The organism is Kocuria sp. ZOR0020, from assembly GCF_000800955.1.
Classification (GTDB): Bacteria; Actinomycetota; Actinomycetes; order Actinomycetales; family Micrococcaceae; genus Kocuria; species Kocuria subflava.
Window position 1 is genome coordinate 1 of record NZ_JROX01000041.1, and the last position, 19,255, is coordinate 19,255.

Annotated in this window: 15 protein-coding genes and 1 pseudogene; 8 read left to right on the top strand and 8 right to left on the bottom strand. The window is 64.2% G+C overall.

Annotated features, from left to right (window positions below; genetic code table 11):
- Positions 1-240: 240 nt before the first annotated feature.
- The 6 genes and pseudogenes from L979_RS02700 (at position 241) to L979_RS02725 (ending at position 6,463) form a co-directional block, all read left to right on the top strand.
- A complete protein-coding gene (locus L979_RS02700) occupies positions 241-1,620 on the top strand; it encodes a NupC/NupG family nucleoside CNT transporter (RefSeq protein ID WP_231559364.1) in 1,380 nt (459 codons plus the stop codon).
- A 127-nt stretch (positions 1,621-1,747) separates the two neighbouring features.
- Positions 1,748-2,125: a serine/threonine protein phosphatase gene (locus L979_RS02705; protein ID WP_197052053.1), complete on the top strand. Its 378-nt coding sequence runs from the start codon at positions 1,748-1,750 to the stop codon at positions 2,123-2,125.
- A gap of 95 nt (positions 2,126-2,220) precedes the next feature.
- Complete coding sequence (locus L979_RS02710) at positions 2,221-2,442, top strand: hypothetical protein (RefSeq protein WP_156125328.1); 222 nt, start codon at positions 2,221-2,223, stop codon at positions 2,440-2,442.
- Between the two features lie 63 nt (positions 2,443-2,505).
- A pseudogene (locus L979_RS02715) lies at positions 2,506-3,260 on the top strand (alpha/beta hydrolase).
- A 204-nt stretch (positions 3,261-3,464) separates the two neighbouring features.
- Positions 3,465-4,106, top strand: a complete 642-nt coding sequence (locus L979_RS02720; protein WP_047688904.1) for a hypothetical protein — start codon at positions 3,465-3,467, stop codon at positions 4,104-4,106.
- A 263-nt stretch (positions 4,107-4,369) separates the two neighbouring features.
- Positions 4,370-6,463, top strand: a complete 2,094-nt coding sequence (locus L979_RS02725; RefSeq protein WP_047688906.1) for an NADPH-dependent 2,4-dienoyl-CoA reductase — start codon at positions 4,370-4,372, stop codon at positions 6,461-6,463.
- A gap of 105 nt (positions 6,464-6,568) precedes the next feature.
- Here L979_RS02725 and L979_RS02730 read toward each other — a convergent pair whose 3' ends face one another.
- From L979_RS02730 to L979_RS02770, 8 genes are all read right to left on the bottom strand, one after another.
- Positions 6,569-7,597, bottom strand: a complete 1,029-nt coding sequence (locus L979_RS02730; RefSeq protein WP_047688907.1) for a beta-propeller fold lactonase family protein — start codon at positions 7,595-7,597, stop codon at positions 6,569-6,571.
- A gap of 105 nt (positions 7,598-7,702) precedes the next feature.
- A complete protein-coding gene (locus L979_RS02735; RefSeq protein ID WP_052209384.1) occupies positions 7,703-8,527 on the bottom strand; it encodes a Cof-type HAD-IIB family hydrolase in 825 nt (274 codons plus the stop codon).
- 53 nt (positions 8,528-8,580) lie between these two features.
- Positions 8,581-9,423, bottom strand: a complete 843-nt coding sequence (locus tag L979_RS02740; protein ID WP_047688908.1) for a PRD domain-containing protein — start codon at positions 9,421-9,423, stop codon at positions 8,581-8,583.
- 146 nt (positions 9,424-9,569) lie between these two features.
- Positions 9,570-10,979: a glycoside hydrolase family 1 protein gene (locus tag L979_RS02745; protein ID WP_047688909.1), complete on the bottom strand. Its 1,410-nt coding sequence runs from the start codon at positions 10,977-10,979 to the stop codon at positions 9,570-9,572.
- 44 nt (positions 10,980-11,023) lie between these two features.
- Complete coding sequence (locus L979_RS02750) at positions 11,024-13,105, bottom strand: glucose PTS transporter subunit IIA (protein ID WP_052209385.1); 2,082 nt, start codon at positions 13,103-13,105, stop codon at positions 11,024-11,026.
- 284 nt (positions 13,106-13,389) lie between these two features.
- Positions 13,390-14,091, bottom strand: coding sequence for an SCO1664 family protein (locus L979_RS02755; RefSeq protein ID WP_047688911.1), 702 nt, complete (start codon positions 14,089-14,091; stop codon positions 13,390-13,392).
- A gap of 4 nt (positions 14,092-14,095) precedes the next feature.
- Positions 14,096-14,755, bottom strand: coding sequence for an MSMEG_4193 family putative phosphomutase (locus L979_RS02760; protein WP_047688934.1), 660 nt, complete (start codon positions 14,753-14,755; stop codon positions 14,096-14,098).
- A gap of 453 nt (positions 14,756-15,208) precedes the next feature.
- Positions 15,209-15,628, bottom strand: coding sequence for a prevent-host-death protein (locus L979_RS02770; RefSeq protein ID WP_047688917.1), 420 nt, complete (start codon positions 15,626-15,628; stop codon positions 15,209-15,211).
- A gap of 256 nt (positions 15,629-15,884) precedes the next feature.
- Between L979_RS02770 and L979_RS02775 the strand changes: the two genes are divergently transcribed.
- Together L979_RS02775 and L979_RS02780 are read left to right on the top strand one after the other, a co-directional pair.
- The gene (locus L979_RS02775; protein ID WP_047688920.1) at positions 15,885-17,333 is read left to right on the top strand and encodes a sigma 54-interacting transcriptional regulator; all 1,449 of its coding nucleotides are present in this window, start codon (positions 15,885-15,887) and stop codon (positions 17,331-17,333) included.
- 21 nt (positions 17,334-17,354) lie between these two features.
- A partial coding sequence (locus L979_RS02780; RefSeq protein ID WP_047688922.1) for a VWA domain-containing protein occupies positions 17,355-19,255 on the top strand: 1,901 nt, incomplete at its 3' end.

A 19,255-nucleotide genomic window follows, 5' to 3' on the forward strand; every position in this document is an offset into this window, starting at 1 on the left:
GTCAGTCGCTCTGGCGGCTTGACGAAAACCATAGAGGCACCCCCCTCCCCCTCCCGCCGAGTAGGCCGTTTGATCGCCGCTGACCCATTCAGGGGCGATCAAACGGCCTACTCGGCTGTGAGGGGGCCTTACTGTGAGGGGCTGGCCGTGAGGGATGCCACCTCACTGTGAGATGGTGTTGATGAACAACCGAGCCGGACGGTGGGTGTCGACATGAACGTGTTGTGAGGCCTGGGCGGAATGATTTTCATCATCGTCGTCGCTGTTCTTTTTTCCGTGGACCGCCGCAAGATCAAGCTGCGCACTGTGGGCCTGGCGCTGCTCACGCAGATCTTGTTCGGTGTCCTGGTGCTGTACGTCCCGTGGGGCCGAGTCGCGCTGGAAACCCTGACCGGCGGCGTTCAAGCGGTGATCGACTCCGCCAACGCCGGTGTCAGCTTCCTGTTCGGCCCGGTGCTTCCGGAGGACGGATCCGTGTTCGCCTTCCAGGTGTTGCCGGTGATCGTCTACTTCGCCTCCCTGACTGCGGTGCTCTACTACATCGGGGTCCTGCAGTGGGTGGTCAAGATCATCGGCGGGGCCATGGCCAAGCTGTTCGGCACCACTGTGCCTGAGTCCATGAATGCCGCGGCCAACATTTTCCTGGGCCAGTCCGAGGCGCCGCTGCTGATCAAGCGCCACCTGCCCAACCTCAAGACCTCCGAATTGTTTGCCGTGATGGTGGGTGGCATGGCCACCGTGGCCGGCTCCGTCATGGTGGGCTATTCACTGCTGGGCGCGGAGCTGCAGTACCTGATTGCGGCCAGTTTCATGGCCGCTCCCGGGGCGTTGTTCATGACCAAGATCATCGTTCCCGCCGGCGCCCTGGAGAGTGCCGAATGGCAGGGCAACGGCAGCACCACCACAATCGAACCAAAACAGCGCAAGGGCCTCATGGGGGCCTTTCAACGCGGTGGCCAGCGGGGCGCGGCCACGGAATCCGCCGGGGAACTGAGTCGGCGGCAACAGACGCAAACACCCGACGTCGTCGACTCCCAAGCCCCGTCCGAAGTCCAGACCGTGGACCGAGTGGCCGACCAGTCCACCACCAATGACGACGACGAACCCGCCAACGTGATCGATGCCGCCGCCCGCGGGGCCAGTGAGGGTCTGGGGCTGGCGCTGAACGTTGGTGCCATGCTGCTGGCCTTCATTGCGTTGATCGCCCTGGTCAACACCATTCTGGGTGCTGTGGGCGGGGTGTTCGGGCTGGAAGCGCTGACCATGGAGCAGATCCTGGGCTACGTGCTCGCCCCCGTCATGTTCCTGATTGGCGTGCCGTGGAACGAGGCCATTGATGCCGGCAGCTACCTGGGCCGAAAGTTGGTGCTCAACGAGTTCGTGGCGTTCAGCGCGTTCGGTCCGGAAGTGGCCAACTATTCCGCCAAGACGCAGGCGATCGTGACGTTTGCGCTGACCGGTTTTGCCAACTTTGCCACCCTGGCCATCCAGATCGGCGCCCTGGGCGGACTGGCCCCCACCCAGCGCAAACGTATTGCCCGCCTGGGGCTGCTGGCCGTTCTGTCCGGCACCTTGGCCAACTTGATGAGCGCGGCCATCGCGGGCATGCTCCTCGGCTGACACGCCCCCGTCCTCACCTGCCCTCATCGCCGAGTAGGCCGTTTGATCGCCGCTGAACCAGTCAGGAGCGATCAAACGGCCTACTCGGCGGGAGGGGGTGGCGGCTCATGGCTGTAGTTTTTGGGACATGAGTACCCCCAGCGCAGACCCCTCCCAGGAGTCCTTCCAACACATCAGGGCTTCAGACGGCGAGACAGTCGGCACAATTGTGCTGACCGACGACGGCGATTTCCTCCCCATCGACCTCCTGGGACGCCCACTGGGAGAACCCACCGACTTGGCTACAGCCGAAGAACGTCTGGAGGTCAATGGACTGCGGCACTTGGCCGAACCATGGTGGATCGACCTCCCCGACGGGCGGCGGGTCAAGGTGACGATTCAGGAAACCGGGCCGAACGGCGTCGTGGTCCGTGTGGATGACTTCGGTGCCATGGACGTCTACGGGACGGTCCACCGGATCACGTCCCCGGCCGCTGAACTCCACACCTCCCCACCCGCCGAGTAGGCCGTTTGATCACCGCTGAACCAGTCAGGGACCATCGAACGGCCTACTCGGCGATGAGGGCGGGTGGGTGAGATCCAACAGAACTTGGAGAGCTGATGACTTTGCGCCGTCGACTTCCCGCAGCGCTGATGGTGGGCGCCCCTGCTGCCGCACTTGCGGCCTGGTCAGCCCGGCTGATTGCCAAGAACTCGCCCGAACTGCACAGCGTGGCCCCAGAATCGCGGTCGCCAGCCTTGTTTGCCCTGCAGAATGGTGTCACCAAGGATGCAGCCCACACCCGGCGCCGAGTGTTCAAGGCTCTGGCGCCGGCGCTGTAGTTCAGCACCCAGGCCGTGGAATGCCGTCAGGTGCAGATCCCGGCAACGCAGGATCAGCCCGCGGTGGACGTTCTGTTCTACGGACCCCGCCACACCGCGGGCCCAACTCCCGGAGTGCTGTGGATCCACGGCGATGGCCTGGTCACGGGCGCCCCGGAGCAGAACCACTTGACCTGCTTGCGCATCGCCAAGGAAGCGGGCGCCAGGGTGGTCAACCTGAATTACAGATTCGCCCCGGAACACCCCTTTCCCGCCGGGTTCAACGACTGCTTCCACGCCTTCACCTGGATGCACGAACTGGCATCTGACCTGGGAATTGACCCGCATCGCCTGGCAGTGGCCAGCGAATCGGCCGGGGGCGGGCTGGCCACTGCTGTTGCGCAGAAGGCAGCCGATCAGGGGCTGCCCGTGAAGTTCCAGATGTTGATCTACCCCATGCTGGATGACCGCACCACGCTGCGCCATGTTGATCCACGTCGCGGTCTGTTCGTGTGGACACGTGCCTCCAACGCGTTTGGGTGGAGTGCCTACTTGGGTAGGGAGCCCCGCATGGACCATGCCCCCGAATACGCAGCCCCCGCTCGGCGGGAGAACCTGGAGGGGCTGGCCCCGCGTGGATCGGCGTGGGTGATCGGGATCTGTTCTATGACGAGGACGTGGACTACGCCCGCCGTCTCCAAGCCGCGGGGGTGCCGTGCGAACTTCACATTGAATCCGGTATGTATCACGCCGCTGAATTCCTGAACCCCATGACTGCGTCCATGCGGGCGTTCCGGGATCAGAAAGTTGAGGCCCTGCGCCGTGGCTTGCACGCCTGATTGATGCACAGCCCATCACATTGTGACGCATCAACAGAAGACCTGAACACCAGATCATCCCGGCTGACAAGGAACAACAAGACTCATTCTTTAACATACATTTCAGGTGCATTGGATGTGATGCTGCCGGAATACACTGTGCTCCACTCGGCGACTCGATGCGTCGAGAGCTGTTCTCCCCGATTTTCAGCCCTTGGAGCCCTCATGACCAACGGTCCCACCGCGTCCCCGCGCACCCAACCATCCCGACGCACCGTGGTTCGGGGAGCGGCCTGGACCGTACCCGCCATCATGGTTGCTGGAGCAGCACCGGCCTACGCCGCCTCCCAGTGCGAGGCAACCTCCTGGTTTGCCCAGTCCCGCATTGTTTACACGGACCCGGACTACTCGAACGCCAACTTTGACGCCCAGGCCACACTGGAGTCCACACCCCCCGGCGCCATGTCCATCCAGCACTGGGTCACTGCCAACCGAGAGCAGATCCTGAACTGGCGCATCCCGGTCGGCTTTCCGTCCACTGGCGGCGGCGCGGAGGCCGGGGCCACCATCAAGATTCCCTTTGACTCCTCGTACACGAATCCCACCACCATGGGTCAGCCGTTGGGTGTTGACCGGTTCAAGGCCTTTGGTGCCATCCAGCCCGAGCTCTACACACAGAACCTGCCCACCCCGGTGATCACGCAGACCTCAACCAGCATCACCATCACCTTCCCGGAGGCGATTGCCCCTGGATCTGCGGGCGTGTTTTCCTTCTCCGCCACCGCAGTGGGGGGAGCTACAGCAGTCAAGAGCGGCACCCCGTACACGCAGACCGCCACCATGGATTTCACGCCCATCACCTGCTGACAAGGTTCCTCCTGTGCCGTGAGCCGCTGCCCCTCACGTCCGCCCTCAGCCAGAGGCCGCCGCGATCTTCCCAATCCGCGGCGGCCTCTTTCCATGCCCATACGCCGCACCGGTAGCCACCAACAGCAAACCTGACCCAGAAGTTATCGAAACCCGAAGTCCCACCAAACACGGATTCTTGCGTACAGTGGTGACCCGGCCCACACCGCCGCCTCACGGTTGGCTCCACCGCGGGCCGCCACGCACTGCACCATAGGATCCAGATGACCGCCTACCCCCACCTGTTCACACCTGTCACCCTGGGCTGCCTGACCTTGCCCAACCGCGTGATCATGGGCTCCATGCACACGGGCATGGAGGATGAACCGGAACAGTTCCCGGAGCTGGCCGCCTACTTTGCCGAACGGGTCCGCGGCGGTGCCGCTTTGGTGGTCACCGGAGGCTTCAGTCCGGATGAAACCGGTGTCCTCTACCCCGGTGGCGGCAGTTTGACGACGACGGAGCAAGCCACCCGGCACCGCACCGTCACCGACGCAGTGCATCAAGCCGGTGGGAAAATCCTGCTGCAGTTGCTGCACGCGGGCCGCTACGCCGCCCACCCGGATGCTGTGGCACCCTCCGCGTCCCAGGCACCCATCAACAAGTATCCGGCTGCGGAGATGACTCCGCAACAGATCACGGACACCATCGTGTCCTTTGCCCGCGCTGCCACCCTGGCCCAGGAGGCCGGGTATGACGGTGTGGAGATCATGGGCTCGGAGGGTTATCTGCTCAATCAGTTCTTGGTCGAACGCACGAATCAGCGGGCGGATGAGTGGGGCGGGGATGCTGAGCGTCGTCGTCGTTTCCCGGTGGTGGTGGCCCGAGCGGTCCGGGCAGCGGCCCCGGACTCACTGGTCATGTACCGGATTTCTCTGCAGGACCTGGTGGACGGCGGCCAGGCCTGGCCGGAGGTGGCGGCCCTGGCCCGGGAGCTGGAAACTGCCGGAGTGGACGTGTTCAACACGGGCATCGGCTGGCATGAGGCACGTGTGCCCACCATTGTCACGTCTGTGCCGCGAGCGGCATTTACTGACGTCACAGCAGCTTTACGGGCTGAGGTGAAAGTCCCCGTGGCGGCATCCAACCGGATCAACATGCCGCAAACGGCAGAAGCCATCCTGGCTGATGGGCAGGCCGATCTGGTGTCCATGGCCCGTCCGTTCCTGGCTGATCCGCAGTGGGTGGCCAAGGCCGGGGAGGATCGAGCTGATGAGATCAACACGTGCATCGCGTGCAACCAGGCCTGCCTGGATCACACGTTCGCGCACAAACGCGCCACGTGCCTGGTCAATCCGCGGGCCGGTCACGAGACCACGTTGACGCTCAGCCCCACGCGGACCGTCAAACGCATTGCGGTGGTAGGAGCCGGCCCGGCAGGTTTGTCCTGTGCGGTGGCTCTGGCCCAGCGCGGTCACAGGGTGGAGTTGTTCGAAGCCCGAGATCATCTGGGTGGACAGTTCGCGCTGGCCCAGCGGATCCCCGGCAAGGAGGAATTCTCTGAGACCATCCGCTACTTCACCCGCCAGTTGGAACTGACCGGAGTCACGGTCCACCTCTCCACTCAGGTTGACGCAGATCAGCTGGTCTCCGGCGGGTTCGACGACGTCGTCCTGGCAACCGGCGTGGCACCCCGCGTGCCCTCCATTCCGGGTCTGGATCACCCGTGCGTGATCACCTATCCGCAGTTGCTGAACGGTGAACGGGAGCCCGGCGCGCGGGTGGCCGTGATGGGCGCCGGTGGGATCGGAGTGGATGTCTCCGAGTTCCTGACCCATGCGACTTCCCCCACCTTGGATCTGCCGCGCTGGCAGTCGGAATGGGGTGTGACAGGTGGCAACGCACCCGGTGGCCTGGGCCCCACCTCACCTGAACCGTCCCCGCGTCAGGTGTTCCTGGTGCAACGGCGCTCCACGGCCATCGGCAAGGACCTGGGTCTGACCACTGGTTGGGTGCACCGGGCCTCCCTGAAACACAAGGGCGTGCGGATGATCCCGGCGGCCACCTATGAACGCATTGACGACGACGGCCTGCACCTCACCCTGCCCGCTGATTCTCCCGCGGTGCAGGAACTGTCCGGGCGGCTCGACGGCGCTGACGTGGCTGACCAGGGCGGAGGGACGGAACAACGGGTCCCCGTTGTGCTGCCCGTTGACTCCGTGATCATTTGCGCTGGCCAGGTCTCCCGCAATGAACTTGCCGCACCCCTGCGCGAGCGCGGAGTGAGCGTGCATGTGATCGGAGGCGCCGACGTCGCTGCCGAGCTGGACGCCAAACGAGCCATCAACCAGGGCACCCGCCTTGCCGCGGAATTGTGAGCGCCAGGTAAAGCCCTTGAGATCACCACGTACTGATGAGGTCACCTGCAGTTGGGTGTCATCTCATCAGTACGTGGTGATCTCACGCAGCGGGCGCTGCCGCGCTCAGACGAAGCGCACCCAGTTGGCGCCCTTGCCGGTCTCCACGCGGTCCAGCAGTTGCAGTTGATCACCGTCCACGGCGTAGAGCGAGACCTCGGTGGAACGCTCGCCGGCTGCCACCAGCAGGCGGCCATCAGCACTGGTGGCGAACCCCCGCGGCTGAGTTTCAGTCACCACGTAGTCCGACGGCGGGGTCAGGGAGCCATCAGCAGCAACTCCCACGGCCGCCAGGGTGCTCTCGGTGCGCTCTGAGACCCACAGGTGGTTCTGCCCGGCACCCCAGTGGATGTCCGCACCCCAGATGGCGTGCTCATCCAGTGGGTCACCGCCCAGAACTCCCTGCTGCAGGTCGGCATCGGGATCCACGGAGCTGGTGGCATCCACCGCGGTCAATTCACCCGTGGTGGTGTCCCGGTTGAAGCGCAGGACCTCTCCGGAGAACTCGGTCAGCACGTAGAGAGTGTCTTCGGCTTTGTTGAAGATCAGGTGGCGTGGACCGGAACCTTCCGGGGCAGCAACGGTTTCCGATGCCAGAGGAGTCAGCGTGAGGTCATCAGCGAGCGCGTACTGCGCCACCAGATCCGCGCCCAGGGACACAAAGTAGGCAAAGCGGCCGTCAGAGCTTGTGGCAACCGAGTGGAGGTTGGGGAACTCGACCGTGGACACGGGTGCACCAACTGTGGTTCCGTCCACGGGTGCCGTGATGCCGTAACCGGCGCCGTAGGCAGCCCCCAGCAGGGCCGTTGCGCCGCGAGTGAGCCAGAGGTAGTTCATCCCGCCCTGCGGCAGATCCACTCGACCCACCTGCTCCAGTTGTCCGGACTCGCGGTCCAGCGTCAAGGTCACGATCCCGGCAGGGTCACCCTTGACGGCCGCGTGCACCAGGTTGCGCTCGGAATCCACCGCAAAGTTGGAGCACCCCGTCAGCCCCTGGGTCACAGACAGGCGCTGCAGGGAGTCCCCGTCACATCGGAACACGGAGATACTTCCCTCACCGGCATTGGCCACCAGGACCAGGGATTCAACAGTCATCGGTCATCTCCATTCATTGGTGCGGCACCAGAGCCCTTCCGGACATGGCCGCGTGCATCACGGTTCACACCATTCCAACACGGCTGCAGAGAGTGGCAAGCTCCCTCATGCCGTCGGCGGCAATTCGAAATCGAAGTGTTGGACCAGAATGCGGGCAATGCCTTCGTCGTCATTGGAGGTGGTGACCACGTCAGCGGCCTCGCGAGCATCCGGAATGCCGTTGGCCATGGCCACCCCCAGGCCGGCGGTGCGCAGCATGTTGACGTCGTTGCCGTTGTCTCCAAAGGCGATTACCTGGTCCAACGTGATCCCGTTGGCCTCACAGAGGTCCGTGATGGCGGACCCCTTGTCCACACCGGCCGCAGTGGCCTCCATGTAGATGTGTGAGGAGTACGCCAGCTCGATCCGGCCACCCAGGTCTCGCATCAGTTCCTCGTGCAGCGGGGCCAGGTCCGGCAGCTCGGCGCAGAACAGGACCTTGGTGGGGGCCTCCTGGAACTCCACCAGGGAGTCGACGACGCGGACGGTGAGATCGTTTCCGTTGGCCTCGTACTGAACCCGAGGATGGGTGGCATCCTCCACGATCAGCTCATCCCCGTGCGGGAGCATGACCATGATTCCGTGCGCCTGGGCTCGGGCAATCAGGTCCTTGGCGATGTCTGCCGGAAGCGGGTGCCGGGCAATTTCCTCACCCGTGGCCTGGTCCACCACCACGGAACCGTTCATCCCGGCGAACACCAGGTTCTCCCCCAGACCCAGTTTGCGCGCCAACATGGCCAACCCGGGGATCGGCCGCCCGGAGGCCAACATGATCCGCGTCCCCGCGGCGTGCATGGCGTCAAAGGCGCGGCGCGTGCCGGGCTGCAGGTCACGGGTGGAATCCAGGAGGGTGCCGTCCATGTCAAAGGCAGCCAGGCGGTAGTCGGTCATGCGGGAGTTCTCCTCGGGTTGGATACTTTGAGCCTATCGGGCTCCCGCCCCGCTCAGGCGCGGGGGTCTGTCACCACGCGCGCGATGTGCAGCGCCAGGTAGGCGGTTTCATCCGGTGTCACGGTGGTGTCCAGGCGCAGGTCCAGCAGGGTGGCCACCAGTTCCGCACACCGGTAGGCCTCGGGCTGTGACTCCCGGATCGCTTTTCCGACGGCGGAGGGCTCACCCTCCAACTGCTTGCCCGACTGGATGCGGACGAACAGGTAACGCAAGTGGGTGATGAAGCGGGCCACACTGATGCTGGTGCTCTCCAACTTGCGCCCGTAGGTCTCCCCCACCACGTCCAGCAGCTGTTGGAGGATGCCCGTGAGCTTGTACGTGTAGGACAGATCCCCGGTGGTGAACCCCACGTTGACCAGGTGCATGGCAATGGCCACGACCTCCCCGTCCGGGAGTTGGACTTCACTGACCTGGTTCACGGACGCCAGGACCTTCCGGGCCTGGGCCAGTTCCTGGGGGAACAGGTGGCCGACCTCGCTCTCCAGGGGGTAGTCCAACCGGATGTCCTCGCGGACACGCTTGATGGCAAAACTCAGGTGGTCGGAGAGCGTGACCAACAGGGACGGGCTGCTGTCCGCCACTTCGGACAGGCCGGCAGCTTCCAGGGCAACCACCGCCAGCTTGACGTGTTCCGGCGGAACGGCAGCCACCAGCTGGCCCAGGTGGTCCACATCCCGTCCGTCCACGGGCGCAAAGGTCCGCACCACCTTGGATTCGTCCACGCTCTGCCCTGGTTTGGCCTGGAACCCCAGACCGCGGCCGGTCAGCACGACGTCGTCGCCCTGGCTGGATCGTGCCAGGACCACGTTGTTGTTGAAGACCCTGAGAATCTCCAAGTCTCTCCCTCCCCTCAGCCTTGCCCGCATCTACACGCCCGCACGACCACGTCCTCATCCCGCCGAGACCTCCGTTTCAGCCCAGGATCAGCGTGAAAACGGGTTGAAACGGAGGTCTCGGCAGTGACGTGAGGCGGGATGACGGGTCAGGCGGTCAGTGAACCACCGTTGGTGGCAATGACCTCCTTGTACCAGCCAAAGGACTTCTTGCGGTAGCGCTCCAGACTCCCCTGACCGTCGTCGTTGCGGTCCACGTAAATGAAGCCGTACCGCTTGGACAGCTGCGCGGTGGAGGCGGAGACCAGGTCAATGCAACCCCAAGTGGTGTAACCCAGAAGATCAACACCATCCGCAAGGGCCTCCCCCACCTGGGTCAAGTGCTGGTTGAGGTAGTCGATGCGGTAATCGTCCTGCACGGTCTTCACGCCGTCGACCTCAAGCAGCTCATCCTTGGCGCCCAACCCGTTCTCCACAATGAACAACGGCTTCTGCCACCGGTCCCAGTAATCATTGAGCACGATCCGCAGACCGACCGGGTCGATCTGCCAACCCCACTCGGAAGCCTTCAACGTGGGGTTTTTGATACCACCCATGATGTTGCTCTCGCCGGCTTCCTGAGACGGATCAGCCGATTCACAGACGCTCGAGTAGTAGCTGAAGGACACGAAATCCACCGTGTTCTTCAGGTCCTCACGGTCCTGATCGGTGATCTCCAACTCCACACCGGCTTCCCTCAGCGTCCGAAGGAAGTATCCGGGGTAGTACCCGCGGCAGTGGACATCGCCAAACGCGTAGTTGGCCTGCTCCGCTTGCAACGCCTTGAGCACGTCCTCCGGATCCGGGGTCAGCGGATAGGTGGGCATGGCCAGGATCATGCAGCCGATTTGGGCACCGGGTGCAACCTCCCGCGCCAGGCGAGTCACCCGGGCCGAGGCCACCAGCTCGTGGTGGATCGCCTGGTACAGATCCTGCTTGCTGAGCTCCTCCTTGGGAGTCAGAATGCCGCCAGCCATCAGGGGTGCGTGGATGATCGCGTTGATCTCATTGAACGTCAGCCAGTACTTGACCCGCTGCCCGTAACGCTCAAAAAGCACCCGGGCGTAACGCTCATAGAAATCGATCAGCCGCCGGTCCGTCCAGCCGTCGTACTCCCGGGCCAGGTGCAAGGGGGTCTCGTAGTGGGAGATGGTCACCAACGGCTCAATGCCATGCTTTTCCAGCTCGTCCAAAACACGGTCGTAGAACGCAAGACCCTCCTCATTGGGGGTGGCGTCATCGCCGTTGGGGAAGATCCGGCTCCAGGCAATGGAGAAACGGAAGGTCTTGAACCCCATCTCCGCGAACAGAGTGATGTCCTCCGCATACCGGTTGTAGAAGTCAATGCCCGTGAGCTTGAGGTTGTCCTCCGTGGGCTCCTCCGACGGCGGAGCCATGATGCCCTTGGGCATGATGTCTTGGATGGACAGGCCCTTCCCGCCCTGGTCATAGGCACCCTCGAACTGGTTGGCGGCGGTGGCCCCGCCCCACAGAAATCCTTCAGGGAACGTGGTGGTCATTGATTTCTCCTGTCCTTGTGCGTTGCAGTTTTGTTGGCCTGGGGTCACGGAATCACGACGACGGCGGGCGCGCCCACCTCAACCGGCCCGGCCACAGCCGGGGTGACCTCTTGCAGCTTGGCGGTGTTGGTGATGGTCAGAATCACGGTGGGGTCATAACCCGCGACCTTGACGGCATCGAAGTCCACGGTGGCCAACAGGTCCCCCGCGTTGACGGCATCCCCCTTCTTGACCGCGTTGGTGAAGTGCTGGCCCTTGAGCTCAACGGTGTCGATGCCGATGTGCACCAGCAGCTCCACTCCGTCCGGGGACTTCAGTCCAAAGGCGTGCCCGGAGGCTGCCACGGAAATGACCTTGCCGGAGATGGGCGAGCGGACCTCGTTCTGCTCCGGAACGATCCCCACACCGGTACCCAGGGCACCGGAGGCAAACACCTTGTCCGGCACCTCTTCCAAAGCGACCATGCGCCCAGAGACCGGGGCGACGACGTCGACCACCGAGGTGCGGCCACTGGTCCCCGTGGAGATGGTGGCGGCTGACGACCTACCACCGGCCTGTGCCGCGGTGCTGGTGGATCCAGCGGTACTGCCTGCAGCAACGGCCGTGGTGGCTCCTGTGACAGCGGCCGGGTCCTGGGGGGCCGGTGCGGTCTGGTCCGGGGGCGCCGGGACGGCTGCCTCGGTGGCGGGCGCTGCGACGTCGTCCGGGGTCTCGCGGTCCAGGAAGAGGAAGGTCAGCAGGAAGGCAATGACCATGGCCACACCGCAGCCGATGAGTGTCAGGGCAAAGCTGCCCACGTACATGTACGCAGGCAGCGCCAAGGCGGAGGGCACCACAAAGGTGTTCGCCGCACCGCCGCCAATGCCGATGATGGCGCCACCCACGGCACCGCCGACCACGCCGAAGTAGAGGGGCCGCTTCAACGGCAGGTTCACACCGTAGATCGCGGGTTCGGTCACACCAGCCATGATGCCGGACAGTGCTGCGGGGCCGGCCAGCTGGCGGCGCTTAGCGCTGCGGCTGCGCAGGAACACGGCCAATGTGGATGCACCTTGGGCCAGAACTGCTGCGATTGCCGGGCCGGCCAGAAGGCTGTAACCAACGGTGGTGAGGTCATTGACAAAGATCGGTACCAAGCCCCAGTGCAGTCCGAAGATCACCAAGATCTGCCACAGGCCACCCATCAAGGCGCCACCCAACCAGGGTGCCAGGTTGAACAGATAGGTGATGCCGCCGGCCAGACCCTGTGCCGCGTAGGTGGAGATGGGTCCAATCAGGATGAGCACCAGCGGCACCATCACGAACAGGGAGATCAGCGGTTTGGTGAAGTTACGGATGGCCGTGGGCAGGATCTTCTCCATGCCACGTTCCAAATAGCTCAGCAACCAACCCGCCACGATGATCGGGATGACCGAGGAGACGTAGCTGGTCATGATCACGGGGATGCCCATGAAATGGACAGGCTCCCCGGTCTCATTCAAGGCAATGATGGTCGGGTACAGCAGCGCACCGGCAATGGCCACCAACACGAACTGGTTGACACCAAACCGCTTGGCCGTGGTGATCGCCAGCAGAACGGGAAGGAAGTAGAGCACCGAGTCAGCTGCGGCATCCAGGATGGTGAAGGTCTGGGACTCGGGGTTCAGCACACCCAGCGTGACCGCCAGAGCCACAAAAGCCTTGAACAGACCGGCACCAGCCAGGGTCCACACCACCGGCAGGAAGATCGATGAGATCAGCTGGATGAACTGGTTGACCAGGCTCTGCTTCTGTCCGGACTGCTTCTCACTGGATCCGGCCCCTTCCGCGTCATCCGGCAAACGCCGCGCAAACGCGTTGTAAACCGTTCCAACGTTGTCACCGATGACCACCTGGAACTGGCCGCCGGCCTCCACCACCGTGATCACACCGGGCAGCTGGCCAACCGCCTGCTTGTCGACCTTCTCCATGTCACGGATGCGCAAGCGCAGCCGCGTGATGCAGTGCGTTGCGTTCTCCACGTTCTCAGCTCCGCCGACCTTCACCAGAATGTCGTCGGCAAGAGCTGGATAATCCACCTTTGCCATGGATCCATCTCCCTTGTCAGTCACGCCCCGCACGTCGTCGTGAAGGGCTCCGTTGGTCACGCTCGGCGGACTGGGTGGCGGAATCGGGCACAAAAAAAGACCCGAGACGCACCCGTGGTGCATCTCAGGTCTTGCCTTGAACCAGCTCCCCGAGCGGGAGGCCAAGTAACAATCCTGTGAGCGTCAACTCACCAGAGACACTAGACCTGGATCACACCGACGGCAACCCAGTGGCCACAGGTTGCCACGCCCACCCGGCGTACGCTCCCTCGCGGCCGAGACCTCCGTTTCAGCCCAGGATCAGCGTGAAAACGGGCTGAAACGGAGGTCTGGGCGATGGTGGATCACAGGGGTGGCCAGGGGATGCGGTAGCCGCCGGTTTCGTCGAACGGGAGCACCCCGGCATCCAGGAGTTCACGGACCCGCAGCTGAATGGCGTACTGCTCCACGGGAAACAGCAACTCCTCCAGTTCAGCAGGCAGGTCATCCTCCAAACGCTGGAGGTCAGCAACCAGGTCCTCCGGCAGCGGCAGGCCTGCGAACTCCCAGATCACCGTGCGCAGCTTGAACGGCGCGGAGAAACACAGCCCCTGATCAATCCCCCACACGTGCCCGTCCGCGCCCAACAGCACATGGCCACCTTTGCGGTCGGTGTTGTTGGCAACGACGTCGAACACCGCCGTCCGCATCAACTGCTCATGAGTCTCTGGGTGGTTGTCGTAGAGCGTGAAGTAGTGCTGCCGCGGGTCATGCGGGATGAATTTCTGCACGGAACCGGGACCGAACGGGGCGTCGTCGCGCAGCACGGTGGGCGGCACCAGATTCCACCCCAGACCCTCTGACAGGACATAGGCCGCGCGCTCACGCCGGTAGATCCGCGGCGGGAAATCACGCAGCGGCCGCTCCCCCTCCTCAGGCTTGTAGACCGCCATGGACTGTTCGGCTTCACCCAAGACCTGCACCAACAGCGCGGAGTTGCTGCTGGACTCGATCAGCCCCACCAGTTCGATGTCACCGGTGGCCAGGAGGGCTTCGTCGTCGTACATGGGCTCAGGAGACCAACGACGCCAAGGAGCCCTCGGTTGAGTTGACGCGCAGCACCTGCGGCGCCTGCCCCGGGTGATACGCGATCACGGAGACCGAGCACGGATCCACCACGATGCGCTGGAACTGATCCAGATGACTGCCCAGTGCGTGCGCCAGCAGAGCCTTCAAGGGATCAGCGTGGGAGAAACACACCACCGTGCCGCCCGGATGCGCGCCCTGGATCCGCTCCACGACATCCACCATCCGCGCCTGCATATGGCTGAAGCTCTCGCCGTTGGGGAACCGGAACGACGACGGCGTCCGCTGCACCGCCGACCACTCCGGCAGTTTCATCAGCTCCGTGAGGGTGCGCCCCGTCCAGTCACCGAAGTCGCATTCAATCAGATCTGGCTCCACCACGGCAGTGAGCCTGGTGGCACGCTCGGTGGGTTCAGCCGTTTCACGCGTGCGCTCCATGGGAGAGGTGTAGATGGCACTCACGGGCACTCCGGCCAGTCGGTCGGCCACGTGTTGCGCCTGGTCACGCCCCGTCTGGGACAGGTACAAGCCGGGTGCGCGGCCCGGTAGAACCTGGCCGGTGGTGGGCGTCCGCCCATGGCGCACCAAGATCACCGTGGTGGGCTTCTGCGGGGTTCCTGCCGCCGTGCTCTGGCTGTCTGTCACGGGCTCCACGCTACTCCGGCCCGCTGGGGCCAGGCTCCTGGCTCCACATACTGTGCAGACATTCGATTGCTTCATCCTCAGACATGGATGCAATCTCCCGTGCTGACAATCCCTTCCTGATCAAGCGCTCCACGACGTACAGCGGCGGGGACTGCGCATCAGGCTGAACCGGTCGGCTCCGTCCGGGCACCACGCGATCCCGCGCGCACGTCCAGAACTCATCAGCGGTCACTTCCAACTGGTCGCGTGAAACATGTGCCCACAGGGACGGGCGGTACTGCGTTCGATCCACAGGCCGTGAGATTCGAGTTCTCAGGATTCGCCCGACGGTCAGAGTCAGCTCATAGGTGCGGTGGTGTGTAACCGGCTTGCCCAATGCTCCACGCACAAGAACCCACCCTTCAACCGTACAGAAGTCATCGTGGTCCTCCCTGGTGGCCGGTGGGTATTTACTCACCCTTCCGCCTTGAGCCAGTCGGTGAGTTCTTGGTCCGAGGAGAGATTGATCAACTGCACCAGACCCCAGTGATCCGCGTGATTGGGAGCCAACCGGAGTCGAGAACCCCAATCCTGCGCGTATTCACGCAGCACAACGATCAAGTCATTGATCGCCTCCTGCAAGGTGGCTCCTTCTGCAGCGAAAGGACGTCCGTCCAGGAAGATCACGTACCCGCCTTCTTCCACCACCGTTCGAGCATGCGCCGGGCAGGTCAACTCCAGGTACCGGCGCAGGCGTGGCCCAGAAACCAGGGCGGTGTGCGCAGAGCCCCGGTGCACGGACACCAGATGGTCGTTCTCGGCGGCATCCAGCACCTGTTTGAAGTTCTGGCGGGCTTCAGAGGATGAATAACTGAGTTGAGGAGTGGTGGACATGGCTCCATGGTCACCTTGTACAACTTGTACGTCAACCAGCCCGGACCGGTCCCAGGCATGGTTGCAACAACAACACCGCCCGACGCCGACCGGTGTCTTGTTCCGGTGATGTCACTCCAGCAGCGATTTGTGCCGCTCATCAGCGCTGATGGGCGGCACAAACCACTGTTCGGCGGAGAAGATCGGCACAACTCACTGCTCGGCAGGCAGAGCCAGCAGCAAACACCCACTTGACGGCAGGTCTAGCGTTGGAAGTGTGACTGAGCGCCCCAGTATCAAGACCCTTGGTGAACTCCGTGCAGCGGGGATCGAGCACCGTCCATTGCGTGAGGAAATCCGCCACAATCTGCTGACGGCCCTGGCGGAGGGCCGTGATCCGTGGCCCGGCCTGCACGGCCTGCAGGACACGGTGTTGCCCCAGGTGGAGCGGGCCTTGATTGCAGGCCATGACATCGTGCTGCTGGGTGAACGCGGCCAGGGCAAGACCCGTCTGCTGCGGACCATGGTGGGGCTGCTGGACGAATGGAGTCCGGAAGTTGAGGACTCTGACCTGCACGAACACCCCCTGGATCCCATCACGGACGCCACCCGCGCCCGCATCCAGGACGAGGGTGATGCGCTGCCCATCACTTGGCGCCACCGCGACGAACGCTACGTGGAGAAGCTGGCCACCCCGGACACTTCCGTGGCCGACCTGATCGGGGACGTGGACCCCATTCGCGTGGCAGAAGGCCGCCGTCTGGGGGATCCGGAAACCATCCACTACGGCCTGATTCCACGCGCCCACCGCGGCATCGTGGCCATCAATGAACTCCCTGACCTGGCTGAACGCATCCAGGTGTCCATGCTCAACGTCATGGAGGAACGTGACGTCCAGATCCGCGGTTACGTGCTGCGCCTGCCCCTGGACGTCCTGGTGGTGGCTTCGGCCAACCCGGAGGACTACACCAACCGTGGGCGGATCATCACCCCACTCAAGGACCGGTTCGGCGCGGAGATTCGCACTCATTACCCCCTGGAGTTGACGGACGAGATCGCCGTGATTCGCCAGGAGGCCGAGCTGGTGGCCCAGGTACCGGACACCCTCTTGGAGATCCTGGCCCGCTACACCCGGTTGCTGCGCGAGTCCTCCGCGGTGGATCAGCGCTCGGGTGTCTCCGCCCGGTTCTCCATTGCCGGTGCGGAAACCACCGCTGCCGCGGCTCTGCGCAGGGCCACCGTCCACGGGGAGGACCAGGCGGTGGCTCGTCTGGTGGACATCGAGGCCGCCGTGGACGTGCTGGCCGGAAAGATCGAATTCGAGTCAGGTGAGGAGGGCCGGGAAATCGCCATCCTGGAGCACCTGCTGCGCCGGGCCACCATGGAGACCGTGCAGTCAGCCTTCCGTGGGGTCAACCTGGGCCCACTGATCGAAGCCCTGGACGGCACCGTGACCATCGGCACCGGCGGCAACGTCCCTGCCCAAGAATTCCTGAACTCCCTGCCCGCACTCGACGACGACGACGAACCCGGCCACCCCTCCGGTGAGGAATCCGGCGGAACGGAAGCGGCCGACGTCGTGAATCTGTACGACCAACTGGCCGAACGACTGAGCGCGGAAACACCCGGTGAGCGGGCCAATGCCATTGAACTGGCCTTGGAAGCCCTGTTCCTGTCCCAGAAGATCTCCAAGGACGCGGACGCCGAGGGCACCATCTACGGCTGAGAGCCGGGAGGGGGAACAGGGATGGCAACGCATCGCCATTACAGTCGGTACGGCCGCTACACAGGCGGGCCGGATCCCTTGGCGCCACCGGCTGATCTGACCGAGGCGCTGGAGGCGATCGGGCGTGACGTCATGGAGGGGTACTCGCCCCAGGAGGCCCTACGGGAGTTCCTGCGCCGCGGGGGTCGCAATCAGCGTGGGCTGGATGACCTGTCACGCCGCGTGCATCAAAGGCGCTCTGACCTGCTGAAGCGCCACAAACTGGGTGGCACGTTGGACGAGGTCAAGAAGATCCTGGACCAGGCGCTGCGGTTGGAACGTGAGCAGTTCCTGCGGGATGCCCGGCTGGATGCCATGGATCGCCAGTTCCGTGAGATGCAGTTGGACGGGCTCTCCCCCTCCACCGCAGCGGCGGTCAGTGAGCTGGCGGATTACGACTGGGCCTCCCAGGCAGCGCGGGAGAAGTACAACCAGATCAAGGACTTACTGGGTCGGGAGGTTCTGGACCAGCGGTTTGCCGGGATGAAACAGGCCCTGGAGAACGCCACGGATGAAGACCGTGAGCGTGTGAGTCAGATGCTCGGCGACCTCAATGACCTGCTGGCCAAGCACGCCCGCGGTGAGGACACGCAGGAGGACTTCCAGGAGTTCATGAAGCAGCACGGGGAGTTCTTCCCGGAGAATCCGCAGACCGTGGACGAGCTAATTGACGCCATGGCGCAGCGCTCGGCCGCAGCCCAACGGATGATGAACTCCATGACCCCGCAGCAGCGGCAGGAGCTCATGCAGCTCTCCGCGCAGGCATTCGGATCCCCTGAGTTGATGGCGCAGTTGGGCCAACTGGATGCCAACTTGCAGGCCTTGCGCCCTGGAGAGGACTGGACGGGTTCCGAGCGGTTCGAGGGCCAGGAGGGCATGGGCCTGGGCGACGGCACGGGGTTGCTGCAGGACATCGCGGACCTGGACGCTCTCTCCGATCAGTTGGCGCAGAACCACCAAGGTGCGGGGCTGGATGATATCGACGTCGAGGCATTGGCGCGCCAGCTCGGTGACGAGGCCGGCGTGGACGCCCGAACCCTGGCCGAGTTGGAGCGGGCCCTGAAGGACTCCGGGCTCCTGCAGCGTGCTTCCGATGGCTCCCTCAAACTCTCCCCACGGGCCATCCGACGCCTGGGCAAATCCCTGCTGCAGGACACCGCGCGTCAACTCAGTGGGCGCACCGGCTCCCGGGACACCCGGCACGCCGGTGCCGCCGGGGAACCCACCGGGGCCACCCGCGCCTGGCAGTTCGGCGACGTGGAGCCCTGGGACGTCACCCGCACCATCACGAATGCTGTGCAGCGCACCGTCATGGAGGGTGGATCCACCGCAGGGGGCGTGCGGTTGGGGGTGGACGACGTCGAGGTCCAGGAGACCGAGGCACGAACCCAAGCGGCCGTGGTGCTGCTGGTGGACACGTCCTTCTCCATGGCGGCGGAGGGCCGGTGGCTGCCCATGAAGCGCACGGCTCTGGCCTTGCACCATCTGGTCTCCACGCGGTTCCGCGGGGACGCACTGGAGCTGATCACCTTTGGCCGCTGGGCGCACACCACGGATGCCGAGGAGTTGACCGCCCTGCCCCCGGTGCACGAGCAAGGCACCAACCTGCATCACGCATTGCTGCTGGCCAACCGCTTCTTCCGCCGTCACCCCTCCATGCAGCCGGTGCTGCTGGTGGTCACCGACGGCGAACCCACCGCACACCTTCTGCCTGACGGTGATGCCTACTTCAACTGGCCCACCAGCCAGCACACGCTCAACTACACGGTGGCCGAGCTGGACAAGACCTCCCGGCTGGGTGCCCAAACCACGTTCTTCCGCCTGGGTGATGACCCCGGTTTGGAGCGGTTCCTGGGTGCCATGGCCCGCCGCGTGGACGTTGA

Coding starts and splice junctions, on each gene's coding strand:
- L979_RS02700 (WP_231559364.1), top strand. CDS start 241: ATGATTTTCATCATCGTCGTCGCTGTTCTTTTTTCCGTGGACCGCCGC.
- L979_RS02705 (WP_197052053.1), top strand. CDS start 1,748: ATGAGTACCCCCAGCGCAGACCCCTCCCAGGAGTCCTTCCAACACATC.
- L979_RS02710 (WP_156125328.1), top strand. CDS start 2,221: ATGACTTTGCGCCGTCGACTTCCCGCAGCGCTGATGGTGGGCGCCCCT.
- L979_RS02720 (WP_047688904.1), top strand. CDS start 3,465: ATGACCAACGGTCCCACCGCGTCCCCGCGCACCCAACCATCCCGACGC.
- L979_RS02725 (WP_047688906.1), top strand. CDS start 4,370: ATGACCGCCTACCCCCACCTGTTCACACCTGTCACCCTGGGCTGCCTG.
- L979_RS02730 (WP_047688907.1), bottom strand. CDS start 7,597: ATGACTGTTGAATCCCTGGTCCTGGTGGCCAATGCCGGTGAGGGAAGT.
- L979_RS02735 (WP_052209384.1), bottom strand. CDS start 8,527: ATGACCGACTACCGCCTGGCTGCCTTTGACATGGACGGCACCCTCCTG.
- L979_RS02745 (WP_047688909.1), bottom strand. CDS start 10,979: ATGACCACCACGTTCCCTGAAGGATTTCTGTGGGGCGGGGCCACCGCC.
- L979_RS02755 (WP_047688911.1), bottom strand. CDS start 14,091: ATGTACGACGACGAAGCCCTCCTGGCCACCGGTGACATCGAACTGGTG.
- L979_RS02770 (WP_047688917.1), bottom strand. CDS start 15,628: ATGTCCACCACTCCTCAACTCAGTTATTCATCCTCTGAAGCCCGCCAG.